Source organism: Rhodoferax sp. U2-2l (assembly GCF_020594515.1).
GTDB lineage: Bacteria > Pseudomonadota > Gammaproteobacteria > Burkholderiales > Burkholderiaceae_C > Rhodoferax.
This window is the reverse complement of the sequence record NZ_JAJCTH010000008.1, coordinates 33,371-59,366: the sequence shown is the minus strand read 5'-3', so window position 1 is coordinate 59,366 and position 25,996 is coordinate 33,371. Positions and strand designations below refer to the sequence as shown.

Annotated in this window: 21 protein-coding genes and 1 pseudogene; 20 read left to right on the top strand and 2 right to left on the bottom strand. The window is 63.8% G+C overall.

The features are described 5' to 3' along the window. The first annotated feature begins 50 nt into the window (after positions 1-50). The 19 genes from hslU to LHU53_RS08940 all read left to right on the top strand — a co-directional run bounded on the left by hslU (position 51) and on the right by LHU53_RS08940 (position 22,395). Entirely contained in the window at positions 51-1,382 is a 1,332-nt protein-coding gene (gene hslU / locus LHU53_RS09030) for an ATP-dependent protease ATPase subunit HslU (RefSeq protein ID WP_227332314.1), read from the top strand. A gap of 294 nt (positions 1,383-1,676) precedes the next feature. Continuing rightward, entirely contained in the window at positions 1,677-2,105 is a 429-nt protein-coding gene (mraZ, locus tag LHU53_RS09025) for a division/cell wall cluster transcriptional repressor MraZ (RefSeq protein ID WP_227332313.1), read from the top strand. A gap of 9 nt (positions 2,106-2,114) precedes the next feature. Continuing rightward, positions 2,115-3,068: a 16S rRNA (cytosine(1402)-N(4))-methyltransferase RsmH gene (rsmH, locus tag LHU53_RS09020; protein WP_227332312.1), complete on the top strand. Its 954-nt coding sequence runs from the start codon at positions 2,115-2,117 to the stop codon at positions 3,066-3,068. Next, on the top strand, positions 3,065-3,394 hold the full coding sequence (gene ftsL / locus LHU53_RS09015) for a cell division protein FtsL (RefSeq protein WP_227332311.1): 330 nt from the start codon (positions 3,065-3,067) through the stop codon (positions 3,392-3,394). Before rsmH ends, ftsL begins: the two co-directional genes overlap by 4 nt. Further along, positions 3,391-5,124 carry a penicillin-binding protein 2 gene (locus LHU53_RS09010; RefSeq protein ID WP_227332310.1) on the top strand — a complete coding sequence of 578 codons (1,734 nt, stop codon included), beginning with the start codon at positions 3,391-3,393 and terminating at the stop codon, positions 5,122-5,124. Before ftsL ends, LHU53_RS09010 begins: the two co-directional genes overlap by 4 nt. Then, a complete protein-coding gene (locus tag LHU53_RS09005; protein WP_227332309.1) occupies positions 5,124-6,644 on the top strand; it encodes a UDP-N-acetylmuramoyl-L-alanyl-D-glutamate--2,6-diaminopimelate ligase in 1,521 nt (506 codons plus the stop codon). The genes LHU53_RS09010 and LHU53_RS09005 overlap by 1 nt, the downstream gene beginning before the upstream one ends. Before the next feature lie 8 nt (positions 6,645-6,652). Further along, a complete protein-coding gene (gene murF / locus LHU53_RS09000) occupies positions 6,653-8,065 on the top strand; it encodes a UDP-N-acetylmuramoyl-tripeptide--D-alanyl-D-alanine ligase (protein WP_227332308.1) in 1,413 nt (470 codons plus the stop codon). Beyond that, on the top strand, positions 8,059-9,237 hold the full coding sequence (mraY, locus tag LHU53_RS08995; protein ID WP_227332307.1) for a phospho-N-acetylmuramoyl-pentapeptide-transferase: 1,179 nt from the start codon (positions 8,059-8,061) through the stop codon (positions 9,235-9,237). Before murF ends, mraY begins: the two co-directional genes overlap by 7 nt. A 4-nt stretch (positions 9,238-9,241) precedes the next feature. Further along, complete coding sequence (gene murD, locus LHU53_RS08990; RefSeq protein ID WP_370632262.1) at positions 9,242-10,843, top strand: UDP-N-acetylmuramoyl-L-alanine--D-glutamate ligase; 1,602 nt, start codon at positions 9,242-9,244, stop codon at positions 10,841-10,843. A gap of 20 nt (positions 10,844-10,863) precedes the next feature. After that, positions 10,864-12,114, top strand: coding sequence for a putative lipid II flippase FtsW (gene ftsW, locus LHU53_RS08985; RefSeq protein ID WP_227332420.1), 1,251 nt, complete (start codon positions 10,864-10,866; stop codon positions 12,112-12,114). Positions 12,115-12,196: 82 nt separating this feature from the next. Further along, entirely contained in the window at positions 12,197-13,273 is a 1,077-nt protein-coding gene (murG, locus tag LHU53_RS08980) for an undecaprenyldiphospho-muramoylpentapeptide beta-N-acetylglucosaminyltransferase (protein ID WP_227332306.1), read from the top strand. Beyond that, positions 13,270-14,694, top strand: coding sequence for a UDP-N-acetylmuramate--L-alanine ligase (gene murC / locus LHU53_RS08975; protein WP_227332305.1), 1,425 nt, complete (start codon positions 13,270-13,272; stop codon positions 14,692-14,694). The genes murG and murC overlap by 4 nt, the downstream gene beginning before the upstream one ends. A 5-nt stretch (positions 14,695-14,699) precedes the next feature. Continuing rightward, on the top strand, positions 14,700-15,659 hold the full coding sequence (locus LHU53_RS08970; protein WP_227332304.1) for a D-alanine--D-alanine ligase: 960 nt from the start codon (positions 14,700-14,702) through the stop codon (positions 15,657-15,659). Then, on the top strand, positions 15,656-16,444 hold the full coding sequence (locus LHU53_RS08965) for a cell division protein FtsQ/DivIB (protein ID WP_227332303.1): 789 nt from the start codon (positions 15,656-15,658) through the stop codon (positions 16,442-16,444). The genes LHU53_RS08970 and LHU53_RS08965 overlap by 4 nt, the downstream gene beginning before the upstream one ends. A gap of 21 nt (positions 16,445-16,465) precedes the next feature. Then, the gene (ftsA, locus tag LHU53_RS08960; RefSeq protein WP_227332302.1) at positions 16,466-17,695 is read left to right on the top strand and encodes a cell division protein FtsA; all 1,230 of its coding nucleotides are present in this window, start codon (positions 16,466-16,468) and stop codon (positions 17,693-17,695) included. 219 nt (positions 17,696-17,914) lie between these two features. After that, positions 17,915-19,174 (top strand): cell division protein FtsZ, encoded by a 1,260-nt coding sequence (ftsZ, locus tag LHU53_RS08955; protein ID WP_227332301.1) that lies wholly within the window; start codon positions 17,915-17,917, stop codon positions 19,172-19,174. A gap of 370 nt (positions 19,175-19,544) precedes the next feature. After that, positions 19,545-21,263 (top strand): cytochrome D1 domain-containing protein, encoded by a 1,719-nt coding sequence (locus LHU53_RS08950; protein WP_304621929.1) that lies wholly within the window; start codon positions 19,545-19,547, stop codon positions 21,261-21,263. A 74-nt stretch (positions 21,264-21,337) separates the two neighbouring features. Then, complete coding sequence (locus tag LHU53_RS08945; RefSeq protein ID WP_227332300.1) at positions 21,338-21,655, top strand: c-type cytochrome; 318 nt, start codon at positions 21,338-21,340, stop codon at positions 21,653-21,655. A 17-nt stretch (positions 21,656-21,672) separates the two neighbouring features. Then, positions 21,673-22,395 (top strand): hypothetical protein, encoded by a 723-nt coding sequence (locus LHU53_RS08940; RefSeq protein ID WP_227332299.1) that lies wholly within the window; start codon positions 21,673-21,675, stop codon positions 22,393-22,395. Positions 22,396-22,464: 69 nt separating this feature from the next. Here LHU53_RS08940 and LHU53_RS08935 read toward each other — a convergent pair. Together LHU53_RS08935 and LHU53_RS08930 are read right to left on the bottom strand one after the other, a co-directional pair. Continuing rightward, a pseudogene (locus tag LHU53_RS08935) lies at positions 22,465-22,723 on the bottom strand (transposase); the annotation flags it as partial. A gap of 56 nt (positions 22,724-22,779) precedes the next feature. Further along, on the bottom strand, positions 22,780-25,134 hold the full coding sequence (locus LHU53_RS08930; RefSeq protein WP_227332298.1) for a TonB-dependent hemoglobin/transferrin/lactoferrin family receptor: 2,355 nt from the start codon (positions 25,132-25,134) through the stop codon (positions 22,780-22,782). Between the two features lie 250 nt (positions 25,135-25,384). Here LHU53_RS08930 and LHU53_RS08925 point away from each other — a divergent pair, with 250 nt between their 5' ends. After that, the gene (locus tag LHU53_RS08925) at positions 25,385-25,996 is read left to right on the top strand and encodes a cytochrome c oxidase subunit 3 (protein ID WP_227332297.1); all 612 of its coding nucleotides are present in this window, start codon (positions 25,385-25,387) and stop codon (positions 25,994-25,996) included.

Sequence of the window (25,996 nt, the reverse complement as noted above, 5' to 3'; positions counted from 1 at the left end):
CTTTTGCCAATACACCGTCGGATGTCTATCCCCTTGAACTGATCAGCACCATGTCATCTCTGACCCCCCAGGAAATCGTCGCCGAACTCGACAAACACATTGTTGGCCAGCACCAGGCCAAGCGCGCTGTGGCCATCGCCTTGCGTAACCGCTGGCGCCGCCAGCAGGTCGACACCGACCTGCGCAGCGAAATCACCCCGAAAAACATCCTGATGATTGGCCCCACGGGTGTCGGCAAGACCGAAATCGCCCGCCGCCTGGCGCGTCTGGCCGATGCGCCGTTCATCAAAGTCGAGGCGACCAAATTCACCGAAGTGGGTTATGTGGGCAAGGATGTGGACTCGATCATCCGCGACCTGGCCGATGTGGCCGTCAAACAAACCCGCCAGAGCGAGATGCTCAAGGTGCGCGCGCGCGCCGAAGATGTGGCCGAAGACCGCGTGCTGGACATCCTGATCCCGATGCCACGCAAAGAGTTTGGCGTGATGGAGGCCAACGAGCCCGAGAGCGCCGCACGTCAGACCTTCCGTAAAAAACTGCGCGAAGGGCAGCTCAATGACCGCGAGATTGAAATTGACGTGGCCCAGGCACCGGCCCGCATGGAGATCATGGGCCCGGCGGGCATGGAAGAAATGACCGAACAATTACGTGGCATGTTCGGTCAGCTCAACCAGACCAAAAAGCAGACCCGCAAGCTCAAGATCAATGAGGCGCTGAAACTGCTGGCCGACGAGGAAGCCGCCAAACTGGTCAACGACGACGACATCAAGACCCAGGCGCTGCAGGTGCTGGAGCAAAACGGCATTGTGTTCATTGATGAGATTGACAAGGTGACCTCACGCGCCGAGAGCGGCAGTGCCGAGGTGTCGCGCCAAGGCGTGCAGCGTGATTTGCTGCCCTTGGTGGAGGGCACGACGGTCTCCACCAAATACGGCACGGTGAAAACCGACCACATCCTGTTCATCGCCTCCGGGGCGTTTCACCTGAGCAAACCCAGCGACCTGATTCCGGAATTACAGGGGCGCTTCCCGATCCGGGTCGAGCTGACCTCGCTGTCGGTGGAGGATTTTGTGGCCATCCTGACGCAAACCCATGCCTCGCTGGTCAAGCAGTACCAGGCCCTGCTGGCGACCGAGCGGGTCAACGTGGTGTTTGCCGACGAGGGCATCACGCGCCTGGCGCAGATTGCTTTTGATGTGAACGAGCGCACCGAAAACATCGGCGCGCGCAGGTTATCCACCGTGATGGAGCGCCTGCTTGATGAGGTGAGCTTCAACGCCAGCAACCTCGCGGGCGAGACGGTTTTGGTGGATGCGCCCTACGTCGAGTCGCGTCTGGCCGAGCTCAGCAAGAACGAAGATTTGAGCCGTTACATCCTGTAACGGTGTAACAACGACCGGTCGTCAACCGGTCACTTTGCATCCCGCCTGATGGGGTGTTTGGCATCCTTAGGCATCACTTTCAGTGCGTGCGCTAAGTGCTTCATATAGAACGATTTTGTCGCGCGCCAGCCTTCAAAATCGCTTCTAAGTCTTTGATTTCATTGTAAGAATTTGTTGTAACCGTGTTTGCAGGCTATTCATTTGCTGATACAGTGCAAAAAAGTGCAATTTAGTGGTGAAAAGTGCTTTTTGCTGCCGATTTTCAGGCCGGTTTATCCAACAAAGGTTTTTCAAGTGTTTCAAGGGGCTTCCTCACTCAGTCTGGACGCAAAGGGTCGGCTATCTGTGCCGACCCGGCATCGTGACGTGTTGAGTGCCACCGCCAGCGGCCAGCTCACCATCACCAAGCACCCGGACGGGTGCTTGATGGTGTTTGCGCGGCCCGAGTGGGAGAAGTTTCGCGAACGCATTGGCTCGCTGCCGATGTCGGCGCAGTGGTGGAAACGCATCTTTTTGGGCAATGCCATGGATGTGGAGATCGATGCCACCGGTCGTGTGCTGGTATCGCCCGAACTGCGCGCGGCCGCCGGTATCACCAAGGAGGCGGTGTTGTTGGGTATGGGCAGCTACTTTGAGCTCTGGGACAAAGCGACCTACGATGCCAAAGAGGCCGAGGCCATGCAGGGCGGTATGCCCGATGTTTTCAAAGACTTTGCGTTCTGAAGGCTGGCGGTGGACAACGCATGGACACACACCACCGTGTTGTTGGGCGAGGCGGTCGACGCTTTGCTTGGCACACCTGACGCGAGCGCAGCACCTCATGCGGCGCCGGTGTACGTGGATGCCACCTTCGGCCGGGGTGGTCACAGCCGCCTGATCCTGTCGCGATTGGCCGCAGACTCTCGCCTGATCGCGTTTGACAAAGACCCCGATGCACTGGCTGAAGCCGCCCGCATCACCGACGAGCGGTTTTCCATTCGGCATCAAGGCTTCAAGCATCTGGGCGAATTGCCGCCCGCCAGTGTGGCGGGTGTGTTGCTGGACTTGGGCATCAGCTCGCCACAGGTGGACAACCCGGCGCGGGGTTTCAGTTTCAGGTTCGAAGGGCCTCTGGATATGCGCATGGACACCACCCGCGGCACCTCGGTGGCGCAATGGCTGGCCCAGGCGGAAGTCGATCAAATAACGGAGGTGATTCGTGACTATGGTGAAGAACGGTTTGCTGGCGCCATTGCAAAGGCGATTGTTGCGCGCCGACAGGCTCGGGGCCCCCTTGACACCACCACTGAACTGGCCCAGCTCGTGGCTGACACGGTCAAAACCCGCGAGCCGGGCCAGAACCCTGCAACGCGCACATTTCAGGCTTTTCGGATTTTCATCAACGCCGAGCTTGAGGAGCTGCAACAGGCGCTAGCAGGCGCACTTAAGGTCTTGCAACCCGGCGGGCGGCTGGTGGTGATCAGCTTTCACTCGCTGGAAGACCGCATCGTCAAGCAGTTCATCACCCAGCACGCCAAAGAGGTGTATGACCGGCGCGCGCCGTTTGCGGCCCCGAAGGTGATGCAACTCAAGGCGCTGGGGCGTGTGCGTCCGGGTGCAGCCGAGGTGGCGGCCAACCCGCGTGCCCGCAGCGCCATCATGCGGGTGGCCGAGCGCACCGCGTCAACGGGGGAGCCGTCGCCATGATGCGCATGAACCTGGTGTTGCTGTTGGGGGTGGTGCTCAGCGCGCTGTACCTGGTGAATGTGCAGTACGAGTCGCGCCGCCTGTTTTCTGAGTTGGACCGGGCGCGGGCGCAAGCCCACAAGCTGGAAGTGGACCACGAACGCCTGCAGGTGGAAAAGCGGGCCCAGGCAACCTCGGCGCGGATTGAGGGCCTGGCCAAATCGCGCCTGCAGATGCGCCCGGCCAACCCGGCCATCACCGCTTATGTGGCCTACACGCCAGGTGCGACCGGTCCTGCGGACGCCGTGGCCGCGGCCAACCCCGTGAGCATGGGGCGGGTGAAATGAGCCGCAGCATTGCCTACCACTCCAGTCCACTGCTGGCCAGCCCGACGCCGGTGTGGCGCAGCAAGTTCATCGTGGCCGCCATTGCGTTGGCCTTTGTGGGCTTGGCCGCTCGCGCGGTGTACATCCAGGTCATTGGCAACGATTTTTTCCAGCGCCAGGGTGAGGTGCGTTTTGCCCGCACGCTGGCACTGCCGGCCAACCGCGGGCGCATTCTGGACCGCAACGGTGTGATTTTGGCGTCCAGCATCCCGGTGCCCAGCATCTGGGCCATCCCCGAAGATGTGGACCGTGACCCGGAGCAACTCCAAAAACTGGCCAAGCTGCTGGGCATGTCGCTGCCCGAGTTAAACAAGAAGTTGCAGGACGAGGACAAGACCTTTGTCTGGCTCAAACGCCAGGTGGACGAGTCGGTCGGCAAGCAGATTGAGGCGCTGAAGATCAAAGGCGTCTACCAGCGCAAGGAATACAAGCGCCAGTACCCCGAGGGTGAGGCGGTGGCCCACGTGGTGGGCTTCACCAATGTGGAGGACAAGGGTCAGGAGGGGATGGAGCTGACCTTCAACACCGATCTGGGCGGGCGCAACGGCTCGCGCCGCGTCATCAAGGACCGCATGGGCCGGGTGGTGGAAGCCGTGGGGGATGAGATTGCGCCGGTGGACGGTCGCGATCTGCAGCTCAGCATCGACAGCAAGGTGCAGTTTTTCGCCTACCAGACCGTCAAAGAGGCGGTGTTGCAACACAAGGCCAAGGCTGGCAGCGTGGTGGTGCTCGACGTGGTCACTGGCGAGGTGCTGGCGCTGGCCAACTACCCCAGCTATGTGCCCGACAAACGGCAAAACCTCAGTGGTGAGCAGCTGCGCAACCGGGCCTTGACCGACAGTTTTGAGCCCGGCTCCACCATGAAGCCCTTCATCATCGGGCTGGCCATGGACAGCGGGCGGGTCACACCACAGACCCCCATTCAAACCGCACCGGGGCGCATCAGCATCGGCAACTCGACCATTTCAGACTCGCACGCCTACAGCACGCTCAGCGTGACCGAGGTGATCCAGAAGTCCAGCAACGTGGGCACGGTGAAGGTCGCCATGCAGATGCCCGCGCGCGCCATGTGGGAGATGTACAGCAGTGTCGGTTTTGGCCAGAAGCCGCAGGTGCCTTTCCCCGGCGCGGTGAGTGGGCGGCTGCGGCCCTACAAGGCCTGGCGGCCGATCGAGCAGGCCACCATGAGCTACGGCTACGGCCTGTCGGTGAGCCTGATGCAGCTGGCCCATGCCTATACCGTGTTTGGCCGCGACGGCGATCTGGTGCCGCTGTCCATGCTCAAAGTCACCGAGCCGCCCGTCGGCCAACCCGTCTTCAAGGCCAAAGTGGCCCGCGATGTGCGCCACATGCTGCACCTGGTCACCCTCCCTGGCGGCACCGCGACCATGGCGCAGACCATGGGGTATTCGGTGGGTGGCAAAACCGGCACCGCCCACAAGCAGGAAGGCAAAGGTTATGCCTCCAAAAAGTACCGCGGCGTTTTTGCCGGGTTGGCACCCATCGACGCGCCGCGCATTGCGGTGGCGGTGATGATCGACGAGCCCAGCAATGGCAAGTATTTTGGTGGCGTGACGGCGGCCCCCGTTTTCAGCCAAACCGTGCAGCAAACGCTGCGGGTGCTGGGCATTGCCCCGGACATGACGGTGGTGCCCCAGGTGGTGACCGAGTTGGTCGAGGAGTCGTTCTGATGCTGCAATTGCCTACCCCGTTGGAAGCCGCCCACTGGCTGCAGACCCAGGTCACCGGCACCCTGTGCACCGACAGCCGCAAGCTGCAGCCGGGTGACGGTTTTCTGGCCGGGCCGGGGGCCGCGGTGGATGCCCGTGCCCACGTGGCGGCGGCCCTGGCCGCCGGTGCCGCCGCCTGCCTGGTGGAGCAGGACGGTGTGGAAGCGTTTGGTTTTGACGACCCGCGTGTGGCCACTTATGCGGGTTTGAAAGCCGCCAGCGGGCCGGTGGCGAGTCACTACTTTGGCCAGCCCAGCCAGGCGCTGCGCCTGCTGGCCGTGACCGGCACCAACGGTAAAACCTCCACCGCATGGTGGCTGGCGCAGGCGCTGTCCAACCTGAAGCACCCGGCGCCCATGCCGTGCGGGGTGGTGGGCACCTTGGGCATTGGCATCCCGCCCGAGGTGGTGAGCACCGGCCTGACCACGCCCGACCCGGTGGCCTTGCAGGCCGGGTTGGCCGGATTTGTGGCGCGAGGTGTCCACGCCTGTGCGATGGAGGCCTCGTCCATCGGTATCGAGGAACACCGGATCGACGGCACGCAGATCCACACCGCCGTCTTGACCAACCTGACGCAAGACCATCTGGATTACCACGGCAGTATGGAAGCCTATTGGCAAGCCAAGACCCGGCTGTTTGCCTGGCCGGGGTTGCGCGCTGCGGTGATCAACGTGGACGACCCGTATGGTCTGGAGCTGGCGCAAAGTCTGACGGGGCGTGCCCAGCAAGAGGCGCCGGATGTCTGGACGGTGTCGATGCAAGCGGGCGCCGGCAACCGGGCGCGGCTGCAGGCGCAGTCGGTCGATTACAGCCGTGGCGGTGCCTGTTTCCAGGTGGTGGAGGGCGCCCAGTCCGTACAACTGACCACCCAGCTGCTGGGTGACTACAACGTGTCCAATCTGCTGGGGGTGATCGCCGCGATGCGCACACTGGGCGTGCCGCTGCAGGACGCTGCGGATGCGTGTTCAGCCCTGACGCCGGTGCCGGGGCGCATGGAGTGTGTCCATGTGCCGGGCCAGCCGCTGGTGGCGGTGGATTACGCCCACACCCCGGATGCTTTGGCCAAGGCGCTGGACGCACTCCAGCCAGTGGCTGCTCAGCGCGGCGGCCAGCTCTGGTGTGTGTTTGGCTGCGGCGGCGACCGCGACACCAGCAAGCGCCCGCTGATGGGCGCCATGGCCACCGGGCACGCCCAGCGCCAGATGGTGACCAGCGACAACCCGCGCAGCGAGGCACCGGACGCCATCATCAGCCAGATCCTGCTGGGCATGACCGGCGTGCCGACGGTGATGGTGGAGTCCGATCGTGCCGCGGCCATCGCGCAGGTGGTGGCGCAAGCCGCTGCGGCCGATGTGGTGCTGGTGGCAGGCAAGGGCCATGAGGATTACCAGGAGATCGCTGGTCAACGTTTGCCGTTTTCGGACATGGCGCAAGTCAGGCAGGCGCTGGCCCGGCGCACCGCCAGCGGAGCGACGGCATGAGTCCCCGCATGACCCTCCAGCAAGTTGCCCACTGGCTGGCCCCCGCGCAACCGGTCGGGCTGGATGATCTGCCCGAACTGGCGATCGACCGTGTGCACACCGACACCCGCACGCTGCAGCCAGGCGACCTGTTTGTGGCGCTGCGCGGTGAGCGTTTTGACGCCAATGCCTTCCTGGCTGAAGCCAAAGCCAAAGGCGCCGTGGCAGCCATTGGCCAGGGCGACAACGCGGCCGCGCAGCTGGCGCAAGCCGGTTTGCCCGGTCTGGTGGTGCCCGATGCCCGGCTGGCGCTGGCGCAGCTGGCCACCCATTACCGCGCGCAGTTCACCCTGCCGCTGATCGCCGTGACCGGCAGTAACGGCAAAACCACGGTGACGCAGATGATCGCGGCCATCCTGCGTGCCGCGCAGGGTGATGCGGCGCTGGCCACGCAAGGCAACCTGAACAACGACATTGGTGTGCCACTGACGGTGCTGCGCCTGGCGCCTGAGCACCGCCTCGCGGTGGTGGAACTGGGCATGAACCATCCCGGTGAAATTGCCACGTTGGCCGCTGTCGCCCAGCCCACCGTGGCGCTGGTCAACAACGCACAGCGCGAGCACCTCGAATTCATGCAGACCGTGCAGGCGGTGGCCGAGGAAAACGGTGCCGTGATCAGCGCCTTGCCGACTGATGGTGTGGCGGTGTTCCCGGCAGACGATGCGTACAGCGCGGTCTGGACTGAGCTGGCAGGCCCGCGCCGGGTGCTGCGTTTTGCCGAGACGGCTCGGGCGGATGCCGAGGTGTACGCCTTACAGGCCGATTGGCAAGACGCGGCCTGGCAGGTGTGCGCCGCCACGCCTGCTGGCGAGTTGCGCTACCGCCTGCACATTGCGGGCGCACACAACGTCAAAAACTCGCTGGCGGCTGTGGCCTGTGCGCTGGCGGCCGGTGTGGCTCCCGCGGCGATTACCGCAGGTTTGAGCGGCTTTGAGCCAGTCAAGGGCCGCAGCCGGGCGCTGCAGGTCACGCTGGCGGGTCGCAGCCTCACCGTGGTGGACGACACCTACAACGCCAACCCCGACTCGGTGCGTGCCGCCATCGATGTGCTGGCGGCGCTGCCGGGGCCGCGCCTGCTGGTGCTGGGCGACATGGGCGAGGTGGGCGACCAGGGGCCGCAGTTCCATGCCGAGGCGCTGGCCCAGGCGCAAGCGCAACGGATCGAACACGTGTTTGTGACTGGCGTGGAATCCGCGCGGGCAGCGATGAAATTTGACAATGTGAAGGTATGTGCCGAGATGGCTGATTTACAACAGGCCGTGCTGGCTGAATTGCCCGTTGTGGCCAGTCTGCTGGTCAAGGGCTCGCGTTTCATGAAAATGGAGCGGGTGGTGGACGCCGTTGTTGCCGCCGCGCAAGCCAGGCAGGAGGCGTCATGCTGATCTGGCTGGCTCAATGGCTGCAAACGCTCTCGCCCGATCTGGGCTTTTTGCGCGTGTTCCAGTACCAGACCTTCCGTGCGGTGATGGCCGCCATGACCGCGCTGCTGATGGGCATCGCCGCGGGTCCGTGGGTGATCCGCCGTCTGACCGCGCTCAAGATCGGCCAGCCGATCCGTGGTTACGGCATGGAGTCGCACCACGTCAAAAGCGGCACGCCGACCATGGGTGGGGTGCTGATTTTGCTGAGCATTGCCCTCTCGACCCTGCTGTGGTTTGACTGGAGCAACCGGTTCGTGTGGATCGTGCTGCTGGTGACGCTGGGTTTTGGTGCCATTGGCTGGGCGGATGACTGGCGCAAGGTGGTCAACAAAGACCCCGAAGGCATGCCGTCCAAGGAAAAATACCTGTGGCAATCGCTGATTGGCCTGGTGGCGGCGCTGTACCTGGTGTTCTCGATTTCCGAAAACTCCAACGCCCGGGTGCTGGAACTGTTTTTCAGCTGGGTGCAGTCCGGCTTCGATTTGAATTTGCCGCCCAAGGCCGGGCTGATGGTGCCGTTTTTCAAGGAAATCAGCTACCCGCTGGGTGTGCTGGGCTTTGTCATCTTGACCTATCTGGTGATTGTGGGGTCCAGCAACGCGGTAAACCTGACCGACGGGCTGGACGGCCTGGCCATCATGCCGGTGGTGATGGTGGGGGCCTGCCTGGGCATTTTTGCCTACGTGACCGGCAACGCGGTATTTGCCCGCTACCTGTTTTTGCAGCACATCCCAGGCGCGGGTGAGTTGATGATTTTTTGCGCGGCCATGAGCGGCGCCGGGCTGGCGTTTTTGTGGTTCAACACCCACCCGGCGCAGGTGTTCATGGGCGACGTGGGGGCGCTGGCGCTCGGCGGTGCGCTGGGCACCATTGCGGTCATCGTGCGCCAAGAGATTGTGCTGGCCATCATGGGCGGCATTTTTGTGGCCGAAGCCATCTCGGTGATGATGCAAGTGACCTACTTCAAATACACCAAGAAACGTTTTGGTAGCGGCAAGCGCCTGCTGAAGATGGCGCCGCTGCACCACCATTTTGAGAAATCCGGCTGGAAAGAAACGCAAGTGGTGGTGCGCTTCTGGATCATCACCATGCTGCTGTGCCTGGTGGGCCTGACCACCCTGAAGCTGCGTTGAAAAAATGACGACCCCCACGTTTCCCGTGCCATCGACCACGCCGCCGCCCGAGGGGGGTGACGTCGTTTTGGCGCAGTCCGGCGACGGCATGAACTACCTGCAAGACCAACACGTGCTGATCCTGGGTCTGGGCGCCTCCGGCCTGGCGATGGCGCGTTGGTGCGTGCGTTGTGGTGCCCGGGTCACGGTGGCCGATACGCGCAGCGCGCCACCGCAACTGGGCAAATTGCAGACAGAGGTGCCTGGCGCACGTTTTGTGGGTGGTGCGTTCGACGCGGCGTTGGTCGTGGGTAGTGATGTGCGCGCGGTGTTCAAGAGCCCAGGGCTGAGTCCGGCGGACGTGGCGCCCGTGTTTGAAGCGGCGCAAGCCATGGGGCTGTGGGCCGCCGGCGAATTGGGTTTGTATGCGCAAGCGCTGGCGCACCTGAAAGCCCAGCGTGGCTACGCCCCCGCCGTGCTGGCCATCACCGGTACCAACGGCAAAACCACCGTGACCTCGCTCACCGGGCAACTGGTGGCGCGCGCGGGCAAAACGGTGGCGGTGGCGGGCAACATCGGCCCCACCTTGCTCGACACCCTGGCCCAACACCTGGATGCCAACGACCTGCCCGATGTCTGGGTGCTGGAGTTGTCGAGCTTCCAGCTCGACGGTGAAACCAGTTTCGAGCCCACGGCAGGTGCCGTGCTCAACATCAGCCAGGATCACCTGGACTGGCACGGCTCCATGGCAGCCTACGTGTTGGCCAAGCGCCACGTCTTTGGCCAGAGTGGCCTGATGGTGCTCAACCGCGAAGATGCCGAAGTCATGCGGATGTTGCCGCCAGTGACCAAAGTCAAAGGCCAAAAGCCGCAGCCACGCCATTGCATCCTGTTTGGTGGCGACATGCCGCAGCGCCCGGGCGACTTTGGCATCGAGACCGTCAACGGCATGACCTGGCTGGTGCGCGCGCTGGACGCCGATGAGACCAAACGCAAGCGCAACGAGGTGGCTGAAGAGCTACACGTCCAGCGCCTGATGCCCGCCGACGCGTTGCGCATTCGGGGTCGCCACAACGCCATCAACGCCCTCTCAAGCTTGGCGCTGGCCAGTGCCGCGGGTTGCGCCCTGGCCCCGATGTTGTACGGTTTGCGCGAATACACCGGTGAGCCGCACCGGGTGCAGCCGATCGGCACGCTGAACGCGGTGGAGTATTTCGACGACAGCAAAGGCACCAATGTGGGCGCCACCGTGGCCGCCCTGACGGGCCTGGGTGCGGACCGCAAGGTGGTGGTGATTTTGGGTGGCGAGGGCAAGGGTCAGGACTTCTCCCCGTTGGCTGAGCCGGTGTGCCGGTATGTGCGCGCCGTGGTGCTGATCGGCCGTGACGCGCCGCTGATCCGCGCCGCGCTGGCTGAGACTGGCGTGCCCTTGTTTGATGCCACCTCGATGCTTGACGCCGTGACACAAGCGACCGCCCAGGCGCAAGCGGGCGACGCGGTGCTGATGTCCCCGGCCTGCGCCAGTTTTGACATGTTTGACAACTACGAGCACCGCGCAAAAATGTTTGTGCAGGCCGTGACTGACCTGGCGCTGGACGCCGGTGTGGTGCTGGAGGGGCAGGCGTGAGCGGCGAACGCCTCCCGTTCCTGCAACGCCTACGGCAGTGGGCCGGTGGTGGCCTGTTGGCCGCGCCGGGGGGGGACGTGCTGCCGGTGCGCCTGGGCGCGACCCACCTGGCTTCGACGGGCGCCTCACCGCTGCGCGCGCAGGGGTTTGACCAGCCGCTGTTCTGGGTCACCGTGACGCTGCTGTTGTGGGGGCTGGTGATGGTTTATTCGGCCTCCATCGCCTTGCCGGAAAACCCGCGTTTTGCCCAGTACACGCCGACTTATTTTCTGGTGCGGCACACGATGTGGCTGGGCATCGCCAGCGTCGGAGCCTTGTTGGCCTACCAGGTGCCGCTGTCCACCTGGGAAAAGGTCGCGCCGTGGTTGTTTGTGGCGTCGTTGGTGCTGCTGGTGCTGGTGCTGGTGCCCGGTATTGGCAAAAAGGTGTATGGCGCGCGGCGCTGGATCAGCGTTGGGCCGGTGAGTTTTCAGCCCTCTGAATTGGTCAAGTTCACCGTGTTGCTCTACGCCGCCAATTACATGGTGCGCAAGATGGACGTGAAAGAGCGCTTCTTGCGCGCGGTGCTGCCGATGGGCGTGGCGGTGGCGGTGGTGGGGGTGCTGCTGCTGGCCGAGCCCGACATGGGCGCCTTCATGGTGATTGCGATCATTGCCATGGGCATTTTGTTCCTGGGCGGCGTGAATGCCCGCATGTTCTTCCTGATCGTGGCGGTGCTGCTGGTGGCCTTTGGCACCATGATTGCCACCAGCGAGTTCCGCCGCGAGCGCATTTTTGCCTACCTGGACCCGTGGAGCGAGACCAATGCGCTGGCCAAGGGTTACCAGCTCACCCACTCGCTGATTGCCATCGGGCGGGGTGAGATTTTTGGTGTCGGCCTGGGTGGCAGCGTGGAAAAACTCAACTGGCTGCCCGAGGCGCATACCGACTTCTTGCTGGCGGTGCTGGGTGAGGAGTTTGGTCTGGTCGGGGTGATCCTGGTGATCGGCCTGTTTTTGTGGATGGTGCGCCGCATGATGTACATCGGCCGCCAGGCGATTGCGCTGGAGCGCGTGTTTGCCGGGCTGGTGGCGCAGGGGGTGGCGGTGTGGGTCGGCTTTCAGGCCTTCATCAACATGGGCGTGAATCTCGGCGCCTTGCCTACCAAGGGCCTGACCTTGCCGCTGATGAGTTATGGCGGCTCGGCCATCCTGATCAACCTGGCTGCCATCGCGGTGGTGCTGCGGATTGATCAGGAAAACAGAACCCTCATGCACGGAGGCCGTGTATGAGGGTTCTGTTTCACCAAAATGGAACCCGGTGCGTAGCACCGCAGGGCGCGGCAGCGGCCTGGCTGATGCACGGAGGCCGTGTATGAGCAAGTGCGCCCTGATCATGGCTGGCGGCACGGGCGGGCACATCTTCCCGGGGTTGGCGGTGGCGCAGGCGCTGCGCGAACAAGGTTGGCGCGTGCACTGGCTCGGGGGCCGTGGCCAGCCGGGCGCGCCCAGCATGGAAAGCCAGTTGGTGCCGCCGCAAGGTTTTGCTTTTGAGTCGATTGACTTTGGTGGCTTGCGTGGCAAGGGCCTGCGCACCCTCGCGCTGTTGCCGCTGCGTCTGCTCAAAGCCTTCTGGCAAAGCCTCCAGGTGCTGCGTCGTGTCAAGCCCGATGTGGTGGTGGGCCTGGGCGGCTACATCACCTTCCCGGCCGGGCTGATGGCGGTGCTGCTGGGTAAGCCGCTGGTGCTGCATGAACAAAACTCGGTGGCAGGCCTGGCCAACAAGGTGCTGGCCAAGGTGGCGGTCCGGGTCTTCACGGCCTTTCCGAACGTGGTCAAAGGCGGCCAATGGGTCGGCAACCCGCTGCGCGCGGCGTTTCTGAACCTGCCTACACCGGCCGAGCGCTTTGCCACGCGCAGCGGGCCGCTCAAGCTGCTGGTGGTGGGCGGCAGTCTGGGGGCCAAAGCGCTCAACGAGATCGTGCCGCAGGCGCTGGCGTTGATGCCCGCCGGGCAGCGCCCCAACGTCGTGCATCAAAGCGGCGCCAAGCAGATTGATGCCTTGCGCGCCAACTACGCGCAAGCCGGTGTGGCCGCCGAGCTGACGCCGTTCATCGACAACACCGCCCAAGCCTTTGCCGATGCCGACCTGATCATCTGCCGCGCTGGCGCCAGCACGGTGACCGAAATCGCCGCTGTCGGTGCCGCCGCGCTGTTTGTGCCGTTCCCCGCGGCCGTGGACGACCACCAGACGCACAACGCGCGTTTTCTGGTCGACCAGGGCGCGGGCTGGCTGGTGCAGCAGCGCGACTTGAGCGCCCAAAGCCTGGCCGACAGGCTGTCCAACATGACCCGCCCGACCCTGATGAACACAGCGCTGGCCGCCAAAAAAATGCAAAAACTCGATGCCACCCCCCAGATGGTGGCCACGTGTGAGGAACTCGCCCGATGAAACACGCTATTCAACACATTCACTTTGTCGGTATCGGCGGCGTTGGCATGTCCGGCATTGCCGAGATTTTGTTCAACCTGGGATACACCATCTCCGGCTCCGACCAGTCCGACAGCGCCACGCTGCAGCGCCTGGCCAGCCTGGGCATCCAGACGTTTGTCGGCCATGCCGCCAGCCATGTCGATGGTGCCGATGCGGTGGTCACGTCCACCGCCGTGCAGGCCGACAACCCCGAGGTGCAAGCGGCCCGGCACAGCCGCATCCCGGTGGTGCCACGTGCGCTGATGCTGGCCGAGCTGATGCGGCTGAAAAAAGGCATTGCCATTGCCGGCACCCACGGCAAAACCACCACCACCAGCCTGGTCGCCAGTGTGCTGGCCGAGGCCGGGCTGGACCCGACCTTTGTGATTGGCGGGCGCTTGAACAGCGCTGGCGCCAATGCGCGGCTGGGGCAGGGCGACCACATCGTGGTGGAAGCCGACGAGTCAGATGCGTCGTTCTTGAACCTGCTGCCGGTGATGGCGGTGGTGACCAACATCGACGCTGACCACATGGAAACCTATGGTCACAACTTTGAGAACTTGAAAAAGGCCTTTGTCGACTTCCTGCACCGCATGCCGTTTTATGGCGCCGCCATTTTGTGCACCGACGACGCGGCGGTGCGTTCCATCGTGTCACAAGTGACCTGCCCGGTCACCAGCTACGGCTTTGAAGAAGGTGCCGAGGTGCGTGCGGTGGATGTGCGTGCGGTGGACGGGCAGATGTTGTTCACCGTGCAGCGGCGCAACGGCCTGGTGATGCCCGATCTGGACGTGGTGCTGAACCTGCCGGGTCGGCACAACGTGCTCAACGCCTTGTCAGCCATTGCCGTGGCGGTGGAGCTGAGCCTGCCCGACGACGCGGTGCTGCGTGCGCTGGCCAACTTCAAGGGCGTGGGCCGACGCTTCCAGCGTTATGGCGAGATGCCCACCGCAGACGGCGGCAGCTTCACCCTGGTGGACGACTACGGTCATCACCCCATCGAGATGGCGGCCACGCTGGCAGCAGCGCGCGGCGCCTTTCCCGGGCGGCGCCTGCTGCTGGCCTTCCAGCCGCACCGCTACAGCCGCACCCGCGACTGTTTTGACGACTTTGTGAAGGTCATCGCCCAGGCCGATGCCGTGCTGCTGACCGAGGTCTACGCCGCCGGTGAGGCGCCCATCGTGGCGGCAGATGGCCGCAGCCTGGCGCGTGCGCTGCGCGTGGCCGGCAAGATCGAGCCGGTGTTTGTGGATGCCGTGGCCGACCTGCCGCAAACCATTGCGGACAACGCGCGCGGTGGCGATGTGGTGCTGTGCATGGGCGCAGGCTCGATTGGCGCGGTCAGCGCCAAGGTGGTTGAACTGCTCTCCAAAAAAGAGCTACAAGCGCAAGGGGAATAGAGGTTATGCATCCATTGGATATCCATTCCGAGAAGGTGGCCGTGCTGCTGGGCGGCCAGTCGGGCGAGCGCGAGGTGTCGCTGATGTCGGGCAACGGCGTGTTGCAGGCGCTGCAGTCGCTGGGCGTCAACGCGCACGCCTTTGACCCCAGCCAGCGTGAGCTGAGCGAGCTGAAGCAAGACGGCTTCACCCGCTGCTTCATCGCCCTGCATGGCCGCTTTGGTGAAGACGGCACGGTGCAGGGGACACTCGAATTGCTCGGCATCCCGTACACCGGCCCCGGCGTGATGGCCTCGAGCATCGCCATCGACAAGATCATGACCAAACGTCTGTGGCGGGCTGATGGCTTGCCCACACCCGCCTGGCGCAACGTCACCAGCGCCCAGGAGACGCTCGCAGCCTATGCCGAGCTGGCCCGACCCGGTCAGCCGATGATCGTCAAACCCGCTCGCGAAGGCTCCACGCTGGGCCTGACCAAAGTCACCAGCGCCGACCAATGCGCGGCAGCCTACGCGCTGGCTGCGGGCCTGGACGATGAAGTGTTGTGCGAACAATTCATCCAAGGTGACGAGGTCACTATTCCCGTGCTGGGCAGCGGCGCGCAGGCCCGCGCGCTGCCGGTGATCCGCATCGTGGCGCCTGATGGCAACTACGACTACCAGAACAAATACTTCACCGACACCACCCAGTACCTGGTGCCCTGCGGCCTGCCCGAGGGCGAAGAAGCCGCGATCCAGGCACTGGTGCTCAAAGCGTTCCGCAGCCTGCAATGCCGCGGCTGGGCGCGGGCCGACGTGATGATCGACGCCGTCACCCGCCAGCCGTATCTGCTGGAGATCAACACCAGCCCGGGCATGACCAGCCACTCGCTGGTGCCCATGTCGGCCAAGGCCGCAGGCATCGGTTACGCCGAGTTGTGCCTGCAGATCCTGCAATCCGCCACCCTGGATTACGCCGCCGCATGAAACCTGCCGCGCCCCTGCCGCTGGATGTCCGCCTGATGAATGGGCTGGCCACGCTGCTGTTTGTCGCGGCGGGTCTGTTGCTGCTGGGCGCCGGGCTGGGCTGGGGCGCGCGCTCGCCGGCGTTTGCCATCCAGGGGGTGAGCGTGACCGGTGATGTCAAACACTACAACGCCATCACGCTGCGCGCCAATGTGATGCCGCGTCTGCAAGGCACGTTTTTCACGCTCGATGTGACGGCGGCGCGCGAGGTGTTCGAGACCATGCCGTGGGTGCGCCAGGCCGTGGTGCGGCGCGAGTTTCCCAACCGGCTGAAGGTGCACTTGCAGGAGCATCAGGCGGTGGCGTTCTGGGGTGAAGACGGCAGCTCCAGCATGGTCAACAGTTTTGGCGAAGTGTTCGAGGCCAACGCGGGTGAGCTGGACCAAGACAACCTGCCACGCCTGAGTGGCCCGGTCGGCCAGTCGGCCACGGTGCTGGCCATGTACCAGACGCTGCAACCCACCCTGGACCCGCTGGACCTGAGTGTGGAGGCCCTGGAACTGTCGCCGCGCGGCGGCTGGCAGGCGCAACTCAACACCGGAACAAAGGTCGCGCTGGGCAGTGGCGGCGCGCCAGAGTTGCTGGCGCGGCTGGATCGATTCGTTCAGACCGCCACCCAGGTCACCGCGCGTTACCAGCGCACGCCAGAGCAACTGGCCTCGGTGGACTTGCGGCACCGCGACGGTTATGCGATTCGGCTCGACGGTGTGACCACGCTCGACACCCCAGACATCAAGAAACAGTAATGCAGGACAACAGGTGACATCATGGCAAAAGAGTACAAAGATTTGATTGTCGGTCTGGACATCGGCACCGCCAAGGTGATGGTGGTGGTGGCCGAGGTCATGCCCGGCGGCGAGCTCAAGCTGGCCGGCCTGGGCGTGGCGCCCAGCAACGGTTTGAAGCGCGGCGTGGTGGTCAACATCGACGCCACCGTGCAAAGCATCCAGCAGGCGCTGAAAGAGGCCGAGCTGATGGCCGACTGCAAGATCACGCGGGTCTACACCGGCATCACCGGCAGCCACATCCGCGGCATCAATTCGCACGGCATGGTCGCCATCAAGGACCGCGAGGTGAGCGCCGCCGATGTGGCCCGCGTGGTGGAAACCGCCAAGGCCATCAACATCAGTACCGACCAGCGCCTGCTGCTGGTGGAGCCGCAAGAGTTCATCATCGACGGGCAAGACGTGAAAGAGCCGATCGGCATGAGTGGCATCCGCCTGGAGGCCAAGGTGCACATCGTCACCGGCGCGCAGAGTGCGGCAGAAAACATCATCAAATGTGTGCGCCGCTGTGGCCTGGAGGTGGAGCAGCTCATGCTCAACCCGTTGGCCAGCAGCCAGTCGGTGCTGACCGAGGACGAGCGCGAACTCGGCGTGGCGCTGGTCGACATTGGCGCGGGCACGACCGATCTGGCCATCTTCACCGGTGGCGCCATCCGCCACACCGCGGTGATCCCGATTGCCGGAGATTTGATCACCAGCGACATCGCCATGGCGCTGCGCACGCCCACCAAAGACGCGGAAGAAATCAAGGTCGAAAACGGTTGGGCCAAGCAGCTGCTGGCCGACCCCGAGGCGCAGGTGGAAGTGCCCGGCCTGGGTGACCGCGGCCCGCGCATGCTCAGCCGCCAAGCGCTGGCCGGGGTGATCGAGCCACGTGTCGAAGAAATTTTCAGCCTGGTGCACCAAGTGATGCGAGAGTCCGGCTTTGAAGAAATGTTGTCCAGCGGCATCGTGCTCACCGGCGGCAGCTGTGTCATGCCCGGCATGGTCGAGCTGGGCGAAGACATCTTTTTGAAACCGGTGCGCCGCGGTATTCCCAAATACACCGGCGCCCTGTCCGACATGGTGGCCCAGCCGCGTGCTGCCACCGTGATGGGCCTGCTCGAAGAAGCCAGGTTGGCCCGCATGCGCGGCTTCAAGGTGGCGCAGAAAAACGGCTCCATGAAAACCGCCTTCAGCGGCATCAAGGACTGGTTTGTGGGGAACTTCTGACATGAACCAACAGAGCATCGACATGAGCGCCGCCGGGCCGCCCCAAGGCGCGAAGGCCCCCTCGGGGGGCAGCGCAGCACGCGAAGCGGCAAGCGTGGGGGCCAAATCCGCAAGTCCACCGGGCCGATGGCGATGTTTTGACCCGCCACCGGCGCCCCCTTTGTCCCGAATCTTTTTTAACCCTGATTTTTTACCCATTGAACCCCCAAGGAGCACACCATGACCATTGAACTCATCGACGAAGAAGCCTTCAACCAGGGCACCCAGATCAAAGTGATTGGTGTCGGCGGCGGCGGCGGCAACGCCGTGGCCCACATGATTGCCAGCGCCGTGCAAGGCGTGGAATTCATCTGCGCCAACACCGACGCGCAAGCCCTGTCCACCAGCGACGCGCACCGCGTCATCCAGCTCGGCACCACCGGCCTGGGCGCAGGCAGCAAGCCCGACAAGGCGCGTGATGCGGCTGAGTCGGCCATCGAACACATCCGCGAAGCCATCGACGGCGCCAACATGCTGTTCATCACCGCCGGCATGGGCGGCGGCACCGGCACCGGCGCCGCGCCAGTGATTGCCCGCGTGGCGCGCGAAATGGGCATCCTCACCGTGGGGGTGGTCACCAAGCCGTTCGAGTTTGAAGGCCCGCGCCGCATGGCCAACGCCGACAACGGCATGGCCGAGCTCGAAGCCAATGTCGATTCGCTGATCGTGGTGCTCAACGAGAAGCTGCTCGAAGTGGTGGGTGAAGACGCCACCCAGGACGAAGCTTTTGCCCACGCCAATGACGTGCTGAAAAACGCCGTGGGCGGCATTGCCGAGATCATCAACGTGCCCGGCCATGTGAACGTCGACTTTGAAGACGTGCGCACCGTGATGGGCGAGCCCGGCAAAGCCATGATGGGCACCGCGCTGGCTGCCGGCCCGGACCGCGCCCGCATCGCCGCCGAACACGCCGTGGCTTGCCCGCTGCTCGAAGGCATTGACCTCTCGGGCGCCAAGGGTGTGCTGGTGCTGATTTCAGCCGCCAAGGGCTCACTGAAGCTGTCCGAGTCCAAGCTGGCCATGAACACCATCCGCGCTTATGCGTCACCTGACGCGCATGTGATCTACGGCACCGCGTATGACGACAACCTGGGCGACCAGATTCGCGTCACCGTGGTGGCCACCGGCCTGAGCCGCCAGGGTGCGCGCCCCAAGCTGGTGGTGGCCCCGCCGCAGCCGCAGGTGCAGCTGCGCACCGGCACCCATGACGTGCCGTTCAACATGCCCACGCTGGACACCCAGGCCCATGCCGGCCAGGTCACCGGTTTGATGACCAGCGCCCCGCTGGGCCGCAGTCAGCCCGACTACGGCGCCATGGCCACCCCCAGCGTCTGGCGCACCCGCGACCGCACCACCGCAGCGGCCAAGGTCGATGCGCTGTCCAGCGGCGGCATGGATGACTTCGAGATCCCGGCGTTCTTGCGCAAACAGGCGGATTGATGTCGTCAATGCGAGGGCGCCAGCCACCCGGGTGGCTGGCGCCCTCGCGCTTTTTGCGGGCGATATCGCCCAAATTGGCTGGTAGCTAGCGCGGTCCACCAGTCGCCCCACCCTGAATCGCCCCACGGGGCTGTCGCGCCACAGCGACCACCGCCAGCCCTGTAGATGGGGCCTGCCCATGCTGGCGTCGTGCCGGGTTGGCGCGGACCCCCATGCGGGCCATCGCGCTCGCGTTCTCTTAATCTGCTTCAAGGACGCGCCCCAACCCCAGATCAACAATGCCGCTACTCGCCTCTAGTAGCTGCAGCCTTCGGCGAGTCAAGAGGTCACCCTCCTTGCATTTGGCTGTGCCTATTCTGGAGATAACAACATGAAGAACCGACGCTTGACGCAGGTCGCTGCAGTGGTGCTGACCACCCTGTCCCTGGTGGCTTTTGCCCAGGAGAAAAAGGGCGTCACCCCAGGTGAGGCCAATTACCAGGCCGCGCCGTCACCCTTGGCCAACGTGCCCATGGTGCAAAGCACCCACCCCAACGCCCCCAAAATGACCCGTGCCGAGTTTGACGAGGCCCGCGACATTTACTTTCAGCGTTGCGCCGGTTGCCACGGCGTGTTGCGCAAAGGCGCCACCGGCAAACCGCTGACGCCAGACATCACCATTGCCAAGGGCTCCGAGTACCTGAAAACCTTCATCAACTACGGCTCGCCCGCTGGGATGCCCAACTGGGGCACCTCCGGTGACCTGACCGAAGCGCAGGTGGACCTGATGGCGCGCTATGTCCAGCAAGACCCACCCCAGCCACCCGAGTGGGGCATGGCCGATATGAAAAGCACCTGGAAGGTGCTGATCAAGCCGGAGGACCGGCCCAAGAAAAAGATGAACTCGCTGAACATCAGCAACATTTTCTCCACCACCCTGCGCGACGCGGGCGAGGTGGCGCTGATTGATGGCGACTCCAAGCAGATCATCAGCATCCTGAAAACCGGCTACGCGGTGCACATCTCGCGTATTTCGGCGTCCGGGCGCTACCTGTTTGTCATCGGGCGGGACGCCAAGGTCAACATGATCGACCTGTGGATGGAAAAACCGGATACCGTGGCCGAAATTCGCGTGGGCCTGGAGGCGCGCTCGGTGGAGAGCTCCAAGTTCAAGGGCTATGAAGACAAATTTGTCATTGCCGGTGATTACTGGCCGCCGCAGTACGTGATCATGAAAGGCGACACGCTGGAGCCGCTCAAAATCGTCAGCACCCGCGGCATGACGGTCGACACCCAGGAATACCATCCCGAGCCGCGCGTGGCGTCCATCGTCTCGTCCGAGTACAAGCCGGAGTTTTTGGTCAATGTCAAGGAAACCGGCAAAACCATGCTGGTGGATTATTCCGACATCAACGCGCTGAAAACCACCGAAATCGGCTCGGCGCGTTACCTGCACGACGGCGGTTGGGACGCCAGCAAGCGCTATTTCATGGTGGCTGCCAACAACAGCAACAAGATCACGGTGATTGACGCCAAGCTGAACAAACTCGCCGCGATTGTGGATGTGGGCAAAACCCCGCACCCGGGCCGGGGCGCCAACTTCGTCCACCCGACCTTTGGCCCGGTCTGGGCCACCAGCCACCTGGGTGACGAGTCGATCTCGCTGATTGGCACCGACCCGGTCAAACACAAACAGTTTGCCTTCAAGAAGGTGGCCGACCTGGCCGGCCAGGGCGGCGGCTCGCTCTTTATCAAGAGCCATCCCAAGTCCCAGCATCTGTATGTGGACACGGCGCTGAACCCGGACCCGGCGGTGTCGCAGTCGATCGCGGTGTTTGACATCAAGAACCTGGACAAGGGCTTCACCGTGTTGCCGATTGCCAAGTGGGCGGGCATCACCGACGGGGGTGCCATGCGCGCACTGCAGCCCGACTTCAACAAAGCGGGTGACGAGGTGTGGATCTCGGTCTGGTCAGCCAAGGACAAGCAAAGCGCCATGGTGGTGGTGGATGACAAAACACTCACCCTCAAGGCCGTCATCAAAGACCCGCGCCTGATCACGCCCACCGGCCACTTCAACGTGCACAACACCCAGCACGACGTGTATTGATCACGCCTCCAAACCACCATGGCGGCTCTGACCGCCATGGCTTTCATCGCCACATTCAAAGACGGGTGACCCCCATGAAAACCATATTGTTATTGACCGCCATGGTCACCACCATGGCGCTATCGCTGAGCGCCCAGGCAGCCACCCCGGACGAAATTTTGACCAAGAGCGGCTGTCTGGCTTGCCACCAGCTTGAGAAAAAATCGGTCGGGCCCGCTTACAAAGTGGTGGCTGCCAAATACAAAGGGCAAGACGCCAAGGCGCTGCTGACCGAAAAAGTGCGCCTGGGCGGCAAGGGTGTTTACGGGCCGATCCCGATGATTCCCAACGGCCCCGACAAGATCAGTGACGCTGATCTGGCCACCGTGGTGGACTACATTCTCAAACTGTAGTCCGGGCCCGACGCAAGATGCGGCAGCGCACGCTTTTTGTGGCGGTGCTCGCCGCGTTGGGCGTATGTGGCAGCGTTTGGGCGCTGCCTGTTGAAACACAAGCCGTCTCTCAGGACGGCTTGTGGCGTTTGACGGCCGAGCCGTTCACCCGCACGCTGCTGCTGCAAGACGCGCTGGGCAGGCCGGTGCGCCGTTACCCCTGGCCGGAGGTCAGCGCTGCCATCCCCGCCAACGAGGTGTTGACCCCGGTGCGCTTGCAAGACCACCCGCTGCGACGCAGCTTTGTGGTGGCGTTTGGCGGTGCCGAGGTGCTGTGGGAGATTTCCTACAACCCGCAAGCGGACGTGATTTATGACGGCCTGGTGCACGACTACCGCTTGAAAGAAGGGCTGCCGCGCCCCGGCTTTTTAGGCGTTCGCGCCACCCGGCTCGATCAGCCGCTGGACGACTTCTGGATGGACCGTGCCAGCCCGCATGTGCTGGGCCGCGCCCGCTGGGCCCGGGGTGAAGCAGGCGGCCAGGTTCAGGTGATCAACCTGGACATTCGCCGCGCACGTGCCCGCCTGGGCGTGCCGCCCGGTTACCGGCTGTCGGCGGCGCAGGTGGTGGGGTCAGCGGCGGGGCGGGTCCTGCTGCTGCCAGCCTTAGACGTGACCCCACCGGTCATGCCGGTATGTGTGTCGATGACGGCCTGGCAGATGACGCCGTGCCCTGAGATGCGACAACCCAATAGCTTTTAGGCAAGGTTGATCAAGTGCTGTTGAAGCAGCGCCCTGTGGTCCAGGTGGAACAAAATTGCCGAAATGGCACCCACGTGAACGCACCTTGCCAAAACCCCACAGGCGCTTGACCACAGCAAACACATGTGCCACACGTGTGAACGACTTCTGGATTTTGGCTGGCGTAGGCGCTGTCGCCATAGACGCGTTGCTCTTTGCCATGCAACAACTCAGGCAGCGGGAGTTTGTCATGCACGTTGGCCGCAGTCACCACCGCGTGGTGGCTCAGACCACGTCTGCTGGTCATGCCGATGTGCAACTTCATGCCAAAGTACCCCTGCTGGCCCTTGCCAAGGGCTGAGAAGTTGCTCGAAAGTCGTCATGGAAATCAGCCACTTGAGCGTCTCAAAAGTCCATCACCAAGGAGAGGTTCACATGCCGCCCCGGCTGGGTGTAGGCGTCCACCAGCAAGGGCGTGGCGTTGCTGGCCACACCTTGCACGTCAGACCAGGCCCAGTAGCGGCGGTCGGTGAGGTTGATCACCGCGAAATTCAGGCGCACGCCCCGGCGTGGTCGCCACTGGGTGTGCAGGTCCAGTGTGGTGGTGGCCGCGGGCAGGAATTGCGGGTTGGGCGGGCGGGGTGTGGTGTTGGCAGCAACGTAAGGGCTGTCCAGGTCGTCCACGTGTTTGCCTTCGCTGTGGTTGAGGGTCAGTTGCACGTCCCATGCGGGCTGGCGGTAGCTCAGGCCCAGGCTCAGGGTGGCGGGGTCGATGCTGTTGAGCGGCAAACCGGTCACATCGTTGGTGCCACGCGCGCGGCCATAGCTGAACGGTGTGCAGAGTTGCCCGCCAGCCACCTGGCCCCAGTGGTACTGGCCTTGAATTTCAAAGCCGCTGATGCTGGCCTGGTCGATGTTGACGGTTTGGAACAGCGTCGGGTTGGCGCTGCTGGCGGTCAAGCCGTTGGCGGTGCCCAGGTTCTTTTTCTCCTGGATCAGGTCGTCAAAGCGGCTGGTGAAAAGGGCCATGTCCAACGCCAACCGATCCCAACGTCCCTTCACACCAAATTCCAGTGTGCGGCTTTTTTCAGGTTTCAGATCGGGGTTGGCCAGCAGCTTGGCGGTTGATGCTTCCAGCGTGCTGTTGACTTGTTGGCCCTCGGGTGCCCGAAAGCCGGTGGCGTAATTGCCGTACAGCGACCATTGCGGTGTGGCACGCCACAACACCCCCAGTTTGGGCGACACCGCTGAGCCTGACAGCGAACTGCCAGGTGCTGCGGCGGGCGGGAAGTAGCCGTCCTGGCTTCGCACGTCAATCGAAAACCGGTCAAACCGCACGCCCGGCGTGATGCTCCAGCGCTCGCTGAGCCATTCGCTTTGCAGGTAGATGGCCTGCGCTGTGTCGCGGGTGTCCGGGAAATACTTTTTGGGTGTGAAAACTGGCAGCGGCGACGGGTCGCTGCCATCGGCATAGCTCGACACATCGGTTTGCGCGACGTCCAGGCCGTAGGTCAGCTTGTGGCCCCAATCGGCGGAGAGATGCCACACTTTTTCAGCCTGCACATTGGCTTGCAAGCTGCGCTCGTCGTACGAGGTGCGGCGCAACCGCCGTCCGTCGTTGGGCCACAGGGTCTGCAGTCGGGTTTGACCATCGGACAGCGCGGCGCTGTCTTGCCAACTCAGCACGGTGGTCAGCCGGTCAGCCACGGCGGTATTCAGGCGGTAGCTGGCGTCCCAGGTCAACCGGCTGCGCGCCAGCGTGTAGTCCGATGACTCACCCACGATGGAGGCAGCCAGGGCGGTCGCCTTGTCGGTTGTAGATTGGCTTTTGTAGTTCAAGGGTAGCGGTGTGGGTGTCTGCGCCCGGCTGGACAGCAACTCCACATCACTGCTTTTGCGCACATGCTCGGCGCTGAAGGTGTGCGTTTGGCCCGCCACCGGGCGCAGCACCAGCTTGGCCAGCAGGCTTTGGCCGGTGCTGGTCTGTGGGTTGGGGGTGGTGCGGCGGGTGTCGGGTGCGTCCACGCTGCCCCAGTTGTCGAGCGCATGGGCGCGTTCGGTGACGGCGGTCAGGGACCATTCGGCCCGGTCACCCGCGCGGCGCGCCAGCGTGGCACCCAGCGTGAGGCCTTCGTCGTCGCCACCGTAGCTGGCCCAGGCTTTGCCGCCGCTGTCTTTTGCCTGGCCGTCGGCGGTGACCAGATAGTCTGCCGGGGCCAGGGTGATGAAGTTGACCAGCCCGGCCAGCCCGTCCGAGCCGTACAGCGCCGAGCTTGGGCCGCGGATCAGTTCCACCTGCTTGACCAGCCCCAGGGCCACCGTGTCGCGGCCAAAAGCGTTGCTGCCGTTGATGTAGCTGCGCGGCACGCGCACGCCGTCCACCAGCATCAGCACCCGGTTGCCGCCCAGCCCGCGGATGCTGAAGCCCGCATTGCCGTCCGCCCCGGTGGGGTTGCCGCGCCCGGTGACGGTAAAGCGCGCCGGGGCCCGCTTGACGCTGATGTTGGGCAGCGTTTTGGCCACATCGCGGATGTCGTTGATCTGCTGGGCCTCCAGCGTGTCCGGGCCGACCACCGCCATCGACACGGTCAGGTCAGCGATGGCCTGCACACTGCGGCTGGCGCTCACCACCACTTCTTTGAGCTGCCCGACCGCCTCTGGCGGCAGGGGCTGGGCCTGCAGTGGGGCGCTGGCCATCAGCATCAGCGCCATCGCCTGGGCGGCGGGGGTGAAACAAACGCATTTTTTCGGGGGTGACATCCTGAGTGCTCCGTCATGTCGTGCCGCCAGACCAAGCGCGAATCGTGATCTGGGCACGCCGGGAGCGTAGGCCTTGGCGCCCGCGTTGACCTTGAACCGGTTCAATAAAAAGCCAATCTCCAACAACGTGCACGCGCTGCGCGGCGCGGCATCCAACGGCAGCGTTGTCAGGTCAGGCTGCCCAGGGCGGTGCGCCAAACTTGAACCAAAACAAGGACAGTGACGGCGCGGGCCGGGACAATCGTGCCCCATGAGTTTTGTCACAGCCCCGACCGCGAGCACCCCACGCGCCACGCAAGGCGCCACCGCGCCCCGGTTGGTGGGTGACTTGGCTGTGTGGTTGATCATCCTGGCCGAACTGCTGACGTTTGGCATCTTTTTTGTGTCTTACGCTTTTGCACGCTTGCAAGATGTGCCGCTGTTCAATGCCTCACAAAGCACGTTGGACCTGACCTATGGCGGCCTCAATACCGCCCTGCTGATCACGGCCAGCTGGTGCGTGGTGCGGGCCATTCAGTCGGTCAAGCGCGGCGCTGTGCCACGCGGCGCCGCCTGGTTGTTGGCCGCGCTGGCGGGCGGCGGCGGGTTTGTGGCCATCAAGCTGATGGAATACGCTGCCAAATGGGCGGCAGGCGTGGATTTGTCCACCAACACCTTCTACATGTTTTACTTTTTGCTGACCGGCTTTCACTTTTTTCATGTGCTGGCGGCGATGGTGTTTCTCGCCATCCTGACCGTGCAAACCCTGCGCGGCCGCTACGGGCCGGGCGACGTGCACGCGCTGGAAACCGGCGCTGCCTTCTGGCACATGGTGGATCTGCTGTGGATCGTGCTGTTTCCGCTGATTTATGTGATGCGGTAG